Annotated in this window: 11 protein-coding genes; 7 read left to right on the top strand and 4 right to left on the bottom strand. The window is 59.3% G+C overall.

Annotated elements, in window-relative coordinates; translation table 11 throughout:
• Nucleotides 1-39 precede the first annotated feature (39 nt).
• Nucleotides 40-663 (top strand): DJ-1/PfpI family protein, encoded by a 624-nt coding sequence (locus LOH53_RS06075; RefSeq protein WP_230066838.1) that lies wholly within the window; start codon nucleotides 40-42, stop codon nucleotides 661-663.
• Nucleotides 664-717: 54 nt separating this feature from the next.
• The gene (locus tag LOH53_RS06080; protein WP_230066839.1) at nucleotides 718-1,779 is read left to right on the top strand and encodes a GNAT family N-acetyltransferase; all 1,062 of its coding nucleotides are present in this window, start codon (nucleotides 718-720) and stop codon (nucleotides 1,777-1,779) included.
• A gap of 12 nt (nucleotides 1,780-1,791) precedes the next feature.
• Here LOH53_RS06080 and LOH53_RS06085 read toward each other — a convergent pair whose 3' ends face one another.
• Nucleotides 1,792-2,385 carry a hypothetical protein gene (locus LOH53_RS06085; protein ID WP_230066840.1) on the bottom strand — a complete coding sequence of 198 codons (594 nt, stop codon included), beginning with the start codon at nucleotides 2,383-2,385 and terminating at the stop codon, nucleotides 1,792-1,794.
• Between the two features lie 63 nt (nucleotides 2,386-2,448).
• Here LOH53_RS06085 and LOH53_RS06090 point away from each other — a divergent pair, with 63 nt between their 5' ends.
• Together LOH53_RS06090 and LOH53_RS17000 are read left to right on the top strand one after the other, a co-directional pair.
• Nucleotides 2,449-3,225, top strand: a complete 777-nt coding sequence (locus tag LOH53_RS06090; RefSeq protein WP_230066841.1) for a phosphotransferase — start codon at nucleotides 2,449-2,451, stop codon at nucleotides 3,223-3,225.
• 192 nt (nucleotides 3,226-3,417) lie between these two features.
• A complete protein-coding gene (locus tag LOH53_RS17000; protein WP_376991823.1) occupies nucleotides 3,418-3,969 on the top strand; it encodes a MarR family winged helix-turn-helix transcriptional regulator in 552 nt (183 codons plus the stop codon).
• Here the strand turns inward: LOH53_RS17000 and LOH53_RS06095 are convergent.
• Entirely contained in the window at nucleotides 3,953-5,611 is a 1,659-nt protein-coding gene (locus tag LOH53_RS06095) for a PHP domain-containing protein (RefSeq protein ID WP_230066842.1), read from the bottom strand. The genes LOH53_RS17000 and LOH53_RS06095 overlap by 17 nt on opposite strands.
• A gap of 198 nt (nucleotides 5,612-5,809) precedes the next feature.
• Here LOH53_RS06095 and LOH53_RS06100 point away from each other — a divergent pair, with 198 nt between their 5' ends.
• Nucleotides 5,810-6,583 carry an LPXTG cell wall anchor domain-containing protein gene (locus LOH53_RS06100; protein ID WP_230066843.1) on the top strand — a complete coding sequence of 258 codons (774 nt, stop codon included), beginning with the start codon at nucleotides 5,810-5,812 and terminating at the stop codon, nucleotides 6,581-6,583.
• A gap of 195 nt (nucleotides 6,584-6,778) precedes the next feature.
• Entirely contained in the window at nucleotides 6,779-7,570 is a 792-nt protein-coding gene (locus tag LOH53_RS06105; RefSeq protein ID WP_230066844.1) for an SGNH/GDSL hydrolase family protein, read from the top strand.
• A gap of 3 nt (nucleotides 7,571-7,573) precedes the next feature.
• Here the strand turns inward: LOH53_RS06105 and LOH53_RS06110 are convergent, their stop codons facing one another.
• On the bottom strand, nucleotides 7,574-8,896 hold the full coding sequence (locus LOH53_RS06110; protein ID WP_230066845.1) for an aminotransferase-like domain-containing protein: 1,323 nt from the start codon (nucleotides 8,894-8,896) through the stop codon (nucleotides 7,574-7,576).
• Nucleotides 8,897-9,051: 155 nt separating this feature from the next.
• Nucleotides 9,052-10,164: an alanine dehydrogenase gene (gene ald, locus LOH53_RS06115; protein WP_230066846.1), complete on the bottom strand. Its 1,113-nt coding sequence runs from the start codon at nucleotides 10,162-10,164 to the stop codon at nucleotides 9,052-9,054.
• Between the two features lie 208 nt (nucleotides 10,165-10,372).
• On the opposite strand from ald, the gene LOH53_RS06120 reads away from it, so the two are divergent.
• On the top strand, nucleotides 10,373-11,614 hold the full coding sequence (locus LOH53_RS06120; RefSeq protein ID WP_230066847.1) for a PucR family transcriptional regulator: 1,242 nt from the start codon (nucleotides 10,373-10,375) through the stop codon (nucleotides 11,612-11,614).
• The last annotated feature ends 25 nt before the right edge of the window (nucleotides 11,615-11,639 follow it).

An 11,639-nucleotide genomic window follows, 5' to 3' on the forward strand; every position in this document is an offset into this window, starting at 1 on the left:
GGCCTGCCACGGCTGCGTCTGCTCAGGTACAGTGATTCTATGAATCAGCGTCAGCGCGTGAGCATAGTCCTTTTCGACGGATTCGAGTTACTGGACGTGTTTGGTCCCGTCGAGTTGCTTGGCATGGCTCCGGATCTGTTTGAGCTGGATTTCCTTGGCCCGAGCCGCGATCTAGTGTCGAGTTCGCAGGGGATGAAGGTGGCTGTGACCGAAACTTACGAGACTGCTTCGGAGCCGGACATCGTGCTGGTTCCCGGCGGTATGGGAACCCGGAAGCTGGTTGAGCAGCCGGAGTTTTTGGAATGGTTGCATGGCTTTTCGCGGTCGGCCTCGCTGGTGACCTCTGTGTGCACCGGGGCTGCCGTGCTTGCGGCAGCCGGTCTTTTGGACGGCCACCGAGCGACCTCCAATAAACTTGCCTTTCGATGGGTCACGACGCAGGGTCCCCATGTCGAGTGGGTGCCAGAAGCGCGGTGGGTTGTGGACAGGAACCGGTGGACCTCCTCAGGAGTCGCTGCCGGAATGGACATGACGGCCGCGCTTATCCGATACATCCACGGCGATGAGGTTGCGCAGAACATCACGTCCATGATTGAGCTTGACGTCCATCACGACTCAACGTGGGACCCGTTCGCTCATCTGCACGGGCTGGTCGAGGACTAGCCGCGCCCCCGGAGTGGGGGCTGTGGAACTAACTAAATGCCGGTGGTGCCCACGATGGCGGAAGAGAAGGTAATGACGCTGGATTGGCCGCAAATGCGATGGGTAGATGAGCCAGAGACGCTCGGTCCGCTCCTGCGAAAGCAACTTTTAGAGTGCTGGCGGGACGTGTCCAATGCCGGTGGTGCCGTGGGATTCCCCTTCTCCCCGGTATCACCTCAGCAAGTGCTCTCCGCCTTGGAAGCCATGCTCCGATCACTGAATGAACCACAGAATCGACTACTGCTGGCGACCATCAAAGGGGAGCTGGCCGGTTGGCTGTTCCTAGCAGGTAATTCCAGCGAGCTCACTGCACACTGGGCGCAGGTGCGCCGCGTTCAGACCGCACTCGGGTTTCGGAGACTCGGTGTGGGCAAGGCGCTTATGACGGAGGTAGCGCGAGCAGCACGGGATGACTTGAAGCTTGAACAACTCCACCTTGAATTGCGATCAGGTAGAGGTCTTGAAGCTTTCTACAAGTCATGCGGTTGGCAAGAAGTTGGCAGATGGCCGGCAGCCCTTCGGTTTCCCGACGGCGACCACGACGAGATCCTTATGGTTCTGTCGCTGACGATGAAAGCTACGTTTTCGCTGCGACGGACAACTCCCGCCGATTGGAGTGAAATCCGTCATCTGCGACTTGAGATGATTCGAGACACCCCGACCGCTTATGCGGAAACGGTCGAGGAAGCATTGGGCGCGGACGAGGCTCAATGGCGAAAACGTGGTGAAAGGGGGACCGCCCGGAATGGACTTGAGGTTGTCGCAATCGCGGAGAATGGATCCTGGGTAGGAACAATGGGTGCTTTTGTTCCTTCTCCGGGGACTGTGCCGTTGCTTGTAGGCGTGTATGTAGCTCCGGCCTTTCGCGGCCCGCAGGTGGGGGTGGCTGACGCACTATTAGCGTCGATGGAAGAATGGGCCCGCGCGCAGAGCAATCAGTTGACCCTCCATGTTCATGAGGATAACGTTCGGGCGAGAAAATATTACGAGCGTCGTGGCTTCACTATGACGGGACAAACCTTTGCCTACAAGGTGGATCCCGCTAAGCGCGAGCTGGAAATGGTCAAGGAACTCTGAAGTTCGCAGTGACTACGGAGTTCTCCGCGCCCGGCGAGGGGCCCAATGTTCGGTGTATAGCTGAATTATGGCCAAGAAGGTGCACAGCCACAAAAATATAGAGCTAAGAACCAAGGTGTTGACCAGAACGTCTGAGGCGTCCGGGATGGCCTGCACTGTCCATACTGTTGCACCCACTGCAGCAATGGTGAAAATAGCCATCCCAACAACTAGGGTTCGCGGCACCGGTCTTAGCTTCTGTTCGGATGCGGCTTTTACTTGGAAGAGATTACTCAAGAGTAGACCGGCGAACGCAGTGAAGTAAGCGAACTCGGCGCGTGGATTTAACAGCTGGGAACCCAAAGCCAAAACTATGAAGAGGGCTACGATGCCATTGACTATCGGTGAGGAGCGGCGGGTCCAATATGTGGCGTTGGCTCCTGCTCGCAGAAAAGTTGTGGCTTTGGCGAGAGTAAGTGCTGACAGCACTAACCCGATGACCACGCCCACCGTGGAGCCTCCGCCGAACTTGGGCAATACGAGCAATAAGATCACCGTCAACAGTGCCAGCAACGCCATGAGCGTACCGCTTGCAATCCTAATCCGGGCTTCTCTGTTTTTCCCCATTCCTCATACTTGCATACTGCCTCCGGCATCGGCGATCACATTAAAGGCAGCTAGTCTTTGAGAGTGGATGATCAAGAGATCCCTTTGGAGGGCGGTAATGCCACAGACGGTGTTGTCCGGATTGGCGCGACCGTCCGTAAGCCGTGGACCGCGAACAGCCCAGCAGTCTTTGAGTTCATGAACGCCGTGCGAAACGCCGGCGTTGACGTGCCAGCCACGCTTGGTAGGGACGGTCAGGGGCGCCAAATCATCGAGTTCGTACCCGGATGCCTGGCAATGAACGGGCCGCTTTTGACTCTACCGGAACTGATGCGCGTCGGCGCACTGGTTCGATCGATCCACGATGCCGCCGCTCTCTTCATGCCACGAGAGCCGATAATAGCCGCGATGTTGCTGCCAGCTCCCGAAGAAGAATTAATATGCCACAACGACTTGGCGCCATGGAATTTGATGGTGGGGGACCGTTGGCTATTTATTGATTGGGATGCGGCTGGGCCTAGCACGCGGCTCTGGGATCTGGCTTACGCAGCGCAAGCCTTCACGCTCAACGATCCTACGCAGAACGTGGAGCTTGCTTCCCTTCGTCTTGCGGCGTTTGTCCGCGGGTACCGAGCGGATAACGATCTTCGTGAACGCCTTCCAGCTACGATGACACGCCGGACCCAGGCCATGTATGACTTATTGGCCACCGCGCATCTTTCAGGTAGTGAACCGTGGGGAACCATGTACGCCCAAGGTCATGGCGATCACTGGCGTGCTGCGGCCAAGTACGTAAAGCGAAACCAGAATCTCTGGGCTGAAGCGCTTTCCTTTGCCGGGGAGGCCATTTCACCTCATTAGGGTACGGGTGGGGTGGCGCGCGCCGGGCTGGTCCTGGCGTTTTTTGGCGTCCTCGCGAGAATCACGGACGTAACCGAGCCCAGTACGACGGCGACTCCTAGGCTTTGTGCAGGCGTGAGTACTTCCCGGGCAAGTCCCCACCCAAGGAGTATTGCAAGCGTCAGGCCTCCGGTGGTCAGCTGCCAGGAAGTGGTGGCTCTCGGGGTTGTTGGCTGCCCCATTTCTTCAAAAGCACTATTCCCTATTTTCAGTATCCCGAGAACCCATGCCCGCCTAGGCAGGACCTTTGCGAGGCACGGACTGGATGCGGCGTCCTTCGACGTACTCGCGACGCTTTTGCGCAGTGGCGTCTCTTACCGGATAACCCCAGTGGAACTGGCCAGGGAAGCTATGATCACGACGAGCCCCGTGGCACAGCGGCTTAACAAACTCGAAGGCCGGGGTCTTATTCAGCGCGCACTAAACCCGACGGACGCGGCAAAATCGTTGCGCTCACCCATGTTGGAAAGACCCTCATCGAGTCAGCGCTCCCAGATCACCTTCATACCGAACGCACTTTGCTCGCCATGCTCAGCATCGAGGAACAGGCGCAGCTATCCCTACTTCTTGGACGAATCGACGAAGCCTCCAAGGCGGCAGAATGAGGAAATCGTTGTTGAAATCCCAGCAACTTTCCCCCACGGAAAGACTTTGCCCAACTTTCGTGGGGTCATCCCCGTTCCAGCGATTATCCTGCGCCAGTGATTTCAACAAAGATCGGGTTGGCATAAAACCAGGTGTCTGCCCAGGGATCCCCTTCGCCGGGTCCGTGCGGAACGGGGCCTTGTGGATCCACCTGCGCACCCATCGGCCCGACTCCTGAACGGGCGCCGTCGCTACCCCGAAGACGCACATAGAACGGTTCGGTGACATTGCTGAAAGTGCGTTTCAGTACGATTTCACCCGTCAAAGTACTGGTTTCAATGCGTTCTTCCACCTTCGTGTGAGGCGCCGTAAAGGTATCTTGGTCGGCAACAGGTCCGGTGACCAGGCCTTTGATGATGTCCACGTGGGCCAGCTGAGGCACTGTTCCGTTGGCGTTCGGAGAAGTCGTGGGCTTAATGGTGATGAGCAGTTCCACGTCACTGCCGGAGGCCACGGCGAGCGTGGATCCCATGACCTTACCGGGGCCAGTATGGCCCACTGGCCGCAGGCGGAAGTCTAGGCTGGCAATCAAATGTCCGTGATCAACCCACATGCGTCCTGCCCGCATTGCCTCAAGCACGTCGGCGTAGTTGCGGGTCCGAGCACCGATGTGGGTGCGGCTGAACTGCCCCGGCCAAAAGTCGCTGCCATTTTGGGGAGTACCTGCCGCCACAGGGTCAGGGCGACGTCCTGCTTTGTTGAAGTTATTCAAGGAGGCGCCGTTATCCCAACCTTCACCGCTCGGGAAATCGCCAATCCGCATCGTGTCTTTGACGGTCAGGTGGTTGTCGCTATTGGAGGTAATCCAAAAGGGCTTTCCCTCGGCAAGCATGGAATCCCACTGCCCGCCCACTACACTGCTCACCCAGTCGAAGCCGCCGCGGGTCTTGTAGGTCTCCGCCGGAAAGCCAGGAAAAGAGAACTCACTCGGCGAGTTCTCATACTCGCCCCGTTGACTGGAAGCGTCGGCAAACGCGCTCACCGCTGATGCCTGGGCGCCGGGCGCACCCTCCATGCCGATCACGATCTCAGGGGCAGCGTCGCGCCAACCGCGCATCTCGTGGGGCGAGTCGATGCCGAGGCGGGACGGATGATTGGCTAGCACTACGACGTCATCAATGAAGCCAGCCTTCTTCTGCGCGGCCAGCCACTCGATGGCTGCACGTGCCTTGGGCTCCCATTCGACGGCCTGATTGGACGCTGGGGCCGGCTTCTCCCAACCGTTGAGCTTGCCATCCCACATGAGCTCAAACTGGCGCAGAATGCGCGCTTCGTTGGGGCCCGGGGCAACAAGAATGGAGGCATGCTCTGCCGCCGGAATATACCATTCCAGTCCTTGGAAGATGAGCATTTGCGGGCGGGCTGCCCTGGCTGCGGCGATATCACGCTGGGAATTTAGTGCCCCACCCATGTTCGCGTGGCCCCAGTTGCTGTGTTCGGTGAATGCGATGACATCAACACCATATTCGGCAGCCTTATCAAGAAGTTGTGTCTGCAGGTACTTGGCGTCATGGCTATAAACGGTATGAACGTGGTGGTCGCCCACCAACCAGGCCAGGTCTTGGGGGTCGTCAATTCCCGTAGCGGCACTTGCCCGAGTGGCGTAACTAGTGGGTCCGGCAACCAGACCTGCCGCGACGAGTGCGCCAGCACTCATCAGCTGACGTCGGGATACCCGCATGGGTGTTTGTGGTGTACACATCGATTTAGGTTCTCCTCGTAAATTTCCAACATCCCAGAGCCTAGGTAACACTCGTGAACGCATGGTGCGAGGAAGATGAACGGGTGAAAATGCTCTGGATGCGCAAATTAACCTTCCCGCTACTACCAGTCCATCTTGATAGGAGACGATGCATCCGCCGCACTCCCCAAAAAGGCGACTACCAGAAGGAATTCTCACGTGTTACTGAAAACTGCCGCACACCGCGTCACCGTAGTCGGTGTTGCCGCTCTACTCCTCGGCGCACCAGCAGCCGCCCACGCGAGTGCCCCGGCAGCACCTGCCAATAGCGTTGGCGTGCTCACACTCTTGGATGCAGACAGTCAAATAATCGCCGGGGGAAGCCTTGCCGCCCAGCCTAGTTTTGCGGCCGCACGCGCACCAGTGGCATGTCCTGCAGGTTTCCGGGATGCCGCAAGGCTGGCGGCAATCCGTACCGACGGAACAGTAGTTGTCATCTCCGCCACAGTGCCCTTGATTGAAGGGTCAATGCCGGCTCAGGTTCCCATGGTCTCAGTTTTGTCCGACTTTGGCTTGGGTGATGGAGCTACGCTGGCTATGGAATGTTTGTCTTTACGCGGTGGCATTCCTGTTCCAGCGGCCACAGTTTTCAGCATTGGCTTGGACATCTCAGCGGATGTATTCATGCTCCGCCCCGCCCCTGCGATACCTACAACACCACCACCGACAACAACACCAACAACACCCGCCGGGGGAGTTGACCCGGGGCAGGTGTTGCCGCCGCCAGCCGCTGGGTCAGCGATCCCGTCTTCCACCGCTGGTGCGGCTTCGGCTCAGCGCGAGGACAACTTGGCCACCACTGGATCCACTGTATTTCCACTGCTTGCCAGCGCCGGATTGCTCCTGATCGGCGGCATCGGTGCCGTGCTCTGGCGCCGGCGTAAGACCGCGATCCAACATTTGGACTCTTCGGCGGGGGCTGAAAACGGCTGAGGAATGTACGTGTAGTGTCAGCTTCCAGCTGCCTATGCTGGTGCCTGTGACGAGGTTGCGCACTCCCTGCTAGCTCATAAGAAACTCTCAGCTGGCACCCTTGAATGTCTTAAGCCACACGGTCATAGTGGTGACTATGAGTTGTCTACCGTTCCCGCTGGGGAAACCTGCACTGCCGCGATTTGGGCTGCAGTCATGAACCCTAGGAGTGGGTGGCGGGCGCTCCGTGCCTGGTTTCATCGGCTTGGCCACGCAACGGTCATACTCTCAGCCTTGGCGGTAGTTCTTGTTCTGCTTTCCAGTACTGCTGCGGATGCCAGAGTTCCAATCACTGACCCGGTGACTTCGGTGCACGTGGACGTTATTGGCGACTCGCTCAGCACCGGATTCCGCACTCCTGGAGACACGTGGCCGGAGCAGGCCCAGAGTATATTTGCCGCCAAAGGTCTCAAAGCCACGATCACCAATGCCTCGGAAAACGGTGCTGGCTATGTTGTTCCCGGAGAAGGTGGAGATGTTTACCTGGATCTGGTGAACCGAATTGTGAACTCGCAGTCGCAAGTGGTGCTACTTTTCGGCTCCGACAATGACTCCGGGGCGTCGGGCCTGGACGCCGCCGTTGCTACTGCCTTGGCCCGTGTCAAGGTACTCGCCCCTGCGGCAACGGTGATCGTGGTGGGGCCCACCTCTGAATCTGGTGACGTCCAAGGTGAGCTGGCCCCCATCATTCAAACACTCAAGGTGCAGGCGGACGACGACGGCGTGCAGTACGTTGATCCCGTGGCTCTCGGTTGGTTTCAAGGTGAGAGCAGTGGATTCCTCACGGACGATCTGGAACATCCCAACACGGCGGGGGAAACCTACCTGGCCCAACGAATGGCAACTATTTTAGCGCCAGCCATTAAGGATTCCATGCACCAAGATCAGCTCAAGCGCTCGGCCCATGATCGATCCCTGGGCCAAACGCTTGGCGCTGAAACAGCCTAGGTCTTAAAAGTTGTCGGCGATCGCCTTTGCCAAGACGGGGGCGAGCCGCTCCACACCGGTGCGCAAGAGCGCGGGCGGAACGGCGCTGAAAGCAAGCCTCAGTTTGTTGCTCGGGCCTTCGGTAACGGTGAACGCTGCGCCCGGAACAAACACGACGCCGGCATCGATCCCCTGATACAGCAGCGGGTAGCTGTCGATTCCGGTGGGCAGGGTGAGCCAGACGAAGAAGCCACCCTCGGGACGCGTCCACGTGACGCCTTCAGGCATGAACTCATCAAGGGCTTCCAGAAGCGCAGTGCAACGCTCCTGGTAGAGGGCCCGGTACGTACGGATCTGGCCCATCCAGTCATAGTTGTTCAGATAGTCGCTGACTAATAATTGGTTGAACGTGGGTGGGCACAGGGTCACGGCCTCGCTGGCAAGATAATACCGTTGCTTCAAATGTGCCGGGACCAGCGCCCAGCCAATGCGCAGCCCGGGAGCGAAGATCTTAGAGAATGAGCCCAAATAGAGCACATCGTCAGGGTTGGCCGCGCGCAGAGGTTCCGGCAGGACGCCGTCGAACTTTAGCAGCCCGTAAGGGTTGTCCTCGAGAACCAGGATGTTTGCCTCGCGGCAGATATCCACGATTTCCTGGCGGCGTTCCGGGGCCAGCATCACACCGGACGGGTTATTGAAATTGGGGATCGTGTACAGCAGCTTGATCCGTTTACCCTCGGCTTGGAGCTCATTGATGCGTGCTCTTAGCTGCTCGGGGATGATGCCGTGCTCGTCCCCGGCTACCGGCTGCACGTCCACCTCGTACGCTTCAAAGGTATTCAAAGCGCCCACGTACGTGGGGTCCTCGAGCAAGATGACGTCACCAGGATCGCAAAATACCTTTGCCGCGACGTCTTGGGCGGATTGCGAGCCGGCAGTGATGACCACGTTCTCCGGATCAGCATCCATAATGCCCTCCGCCGCCATTACTTCGCAGATCTGGGTCCGTAACTCCAGCGTGCCCTGTCCGCCACCGTACTGGAGTGCTTCAAGTCCATGTTCAGCAATGATGGCGGCCGCAGTGGCGCCCAAGCGATCCAGGGGGAGCGATTGAAGATAAGGGTTCCCACCGGCAAGGGAGACCAGCCCCGGTTGCATGGAAATCTCAAACACGTCGCGGACCGCGGATTGCTTAATGTTGGCAGCGCGGGCAGAGAGCAGGGCCTCGTGCGGATGTGCGCCCTTGGCTGGCTGTTCGCCGGAGGTCCCGGCGCGAACGAGGGCGTCGACTGTTTCTTCGGACAATGTTTCGGCGGCTGCGTTGGCGCCAGGAGCTGGAGTGTTCACCGTGTCAGGATACAACCAAATGCCTTTCAAGTGTTGCTAAATAGGCATCAAAAGTTTTTCAAACAGCGTTTATCTCCAACTACCCGGCGCAAGCGCCCTGCGCGCAGCTGCTTCTCCCAGCCGTTTCGCCCAGCCGTTTCGTCCAGCAGCTTCGCTTAGACCAACTGGCGCCAGTTGGTGTCCAGAGGAAGGTCATGGGCTCCGGACACTGAGGGGTGGGTCACGGCACCCCCGGCAACGTTCAAGCCAGCAACAAGGGCGGGATCGGCCTCCAACGCAGCCGCGACGCCCAAATTAGCAAGGGCTACCGCGTAGCGCAGCGTCACGTTCGTCAATGCGTATGTGGAGGTGTTGGGTACGGCCCCGGGCATGTTGGCAACGCAGTAGAACACGCAGTTGTGGACCATGAAGGTTGGGTTCTCATGCGTGGTGGGATGGGTGTCCTCAAAGCAGCCGCCCTGGTCAACGGCGATATCCACTAGAACTGATCCTGGCTTCATGCGGGACACTAGCTCGTTCGTGACAAGCTTGGGGGCCTTGGCGCCTGGGATCAAAACGGAGCCGATAACCAAATCGGCGTTCAGCAAGGCCCGCTCGATCTCCAGACGATTGGATGCGATGGTTTTGAGTCTGCCCTGGTAATGGTCGTCGAGCTGATGGAGCCTGTCGATGTTGATATCCAAGATGGTCACGTCAGCGCCAGCACCGATGGCCATGGCGGCGGCGTTGGTGCCGGAAACGCCGGCACCAAGAATAACTACGTTGGCGGGCCGAACCCCGGGGACTCCGCCGAGCAGGATGCCTTTGCCGCCTGCCGGCGCAGTGAGGCACTGGGCGCCAACCGCTACGGATAAGCGCCCGGCCACTTCAGACATGGGTGCCAAAAGCGGCAGGTTGCGCCCAAGCTGAACGGTCTCGTAGGCGATAGCCGTGACGCCAGCGTCCAGGAGTGCGTGCGTCAGTGCTGGCTCGGCCGCCAGATGCAGGTACGTGAACAGGAGCAAACCCTTGCGGAAGTACGCGTATTCACTCTGAATGGGTTCCTTGACTTTGACCACCATGTCAGCGCGGCCCCAGACGTCGCTTGCGGCCGTGACCAGTTCGGCACCAGCGTTGGCGTATTCCTCGTCCGTGATGCCGGAGCCTGTACCTGCGCCGCTTTCCACCAGCACGGTATGTCCGTGTCCGGTGAGTTCGTGCACGCCGGAGGCTGTCATAGCCACCCGGAATTCGTTGTTCTTGATCTCCTGGGGAACGCCGATGATCATGGATTGTCCTTAGTACACGGGTGGGCCGCTGTCCGGCTGGGTAAACAAAACATTAGGGTCAAAATGTGGGGTGATTCACGGGGCCAGAACTGCCCGGTTCTGAGCACATGCCTAGAATCCGCGTGTTTCGGCGCAAGACGATCGACATATGTCGAGGCAAAAGCATTCAGATGTCCCCCCTTGTCTTTGTGCGCCTTACCCTTGGAGCATGAGAAATCAGGAGATCGAAGACCTTGTGGAGCAGCTCGCTGTGGAGCTGGGTCGCGGACTTTCTCTTGAAGATCTAGATGGGCTCTTGCTGGCCTATAGTTCCAACCAGTCTCATGCCGACAGGGTACGTGTGAACTTCCTGCTCAGCAAGCGTGTGGCAGCAGATGTGGGGGCGTGGCAGCTCTCCCACGGAATCGCGAGGGCGGTCCGACCCGTGGTGGTCCCTGCCAATGAAAACTTGGGGATGTTGGGCCGGGTTTGTGTTCCGCTGCTGGTCCGCGGCTTTCGGGTGGGTTACCTGTGGGTTCAGCAGGATGGAGAAGAGCAAAGTGCGACGGCGATCCTCGCCGCGCTGCCTCGGGTGCGGGACTCGCTTGATCTCCTGGCAACGCTACTTCTGGATTCCAACACTGCTGAATCCAGCCAACGCCGCGCCCGGGAGCAGCTGTTTCTCGCCGCGACCGACGGTGACAGGCAAGCGATCGACGTCGTGGCGGAGTGGCCCGAAGTCCGCCAGCGCGGCCCGTGGCAAGCAGTGACGGTCTATGCGGCTCCGGGGCCTGGATCGAGCGGGGCTCCGGTTCCGGGATTTGTCCCTGGAAAGGTCTTGGACCCGCTGGCGGCCGCTTTGGTCCACCGCAGCGCCGGGCTCACGGCAACCGTAGGTGTGGACGTTGCGCTCTTTACTGCCGGACTGGGCAGCCATGCGCTCATGCTGCTCCGGGCCACGCAATCACGCACTGCTCATGCCGAGGTGCTGAGACGTTACGGCGCTGAGCTAGCAAAGCGAACGGGCGCTCCGGCGTCGGATGTGGTGATGGGGATCGGGGAACCATTTGATTCCTTCCGCCAGCTACCGTCCGCGTATCGGCAATCCCGCATTGCCGCCCAGGCTGCTGCAGTGGACCCCGCCCTCGGCACTATTTTGGATGTCCGCGGCGCCGGTGTGTACGAGCTGCTAGCTGGCGGCGCCGCCGATCCCAACGACAGCGTGTATTACCGGCTCCTACATCATCGCGACGACGCCGCTGAACTTTTCACGGTTTTAGAGCACCTTTATGACAATGATGGCGCGGTAGCCAAGGTGGCCGCGAGCCTGCATCTGCACCGTTCTAGCATCTACAACCGCCTCGCGCGAGTGCGCGGGGTCATCAGCGCTGACCCCTTAGCGGGCAGGGTCCGGCTGGAGCTCCACCTTGCCCTCAAAGCAGCGCGCTGGGCGGGACGGCCACGAATCTAAGGAAGCTCTGGAGCCCACTTAATGG

The sequence above is a fragment of the Arthrobacter cryoconiti genome, from assembly GCF_020905375.1.
Taxonomy (GTDB): Bacteria; Actinomycetota; Actinomycetes; order Actinomycetales; family Micrococcaceae; genus Specibacter; species Specibacter cryoconiti.

Excerpts from the sequence above, each read along its gene's own strand:
- LOH53_RS06075 (WP_230066838.1), top strand. The coding sequence starts at position 40 with ATGAATCAGCGTCAGCGCGTGAGCATAGTCCTTTTCGACGGATTCGAG.
- LOH53_RS06080 (WP_230066839.1), top strand. The coding sequence starts at position 718 with ATGGCGGAAGAGAAGGTAATGACGCTGGATTGGCCGCAAATGCGATGG.
- LOH53_RS06085 (WP_230066840.1), bottom strand. The coding sequence starts at position 2,385 with ATGGGGAAAAACAGAGAAGCCCGGATTAGGATTGCAAGCGGTACGCTC.
- LOH53_RS06095 (WP_230066842.1), bottom strand. The coding sequence starts at position 5,611 with ATGTGTACACCACAAACACCCATGCGGGTATCCCGACGTCAGCTGATG.
- LOH53_RS06105 (WP_230066844.1), top strand. The coding sequence starts at position 6,779 with ATGAACCCTAGGAGTGGGTGGCGGGCGCTCCGTGCCTGGTTTCATCGG.
- ald (WP_230066846.1), bottom strand. The coding sequence starts at position 10,164 with ATGATCATCGGCGTTCCCCAGGAGATCAAGAACAACGAATTCCGGGTG.
- LOH53_RS06120 (WP_230066847.1), top strand. The coding sequence starts at position 10,373 with ATGAGAAATCAGGAGATCGAAGACCTTGTGGAGCAGCTCGCTGTGGAG.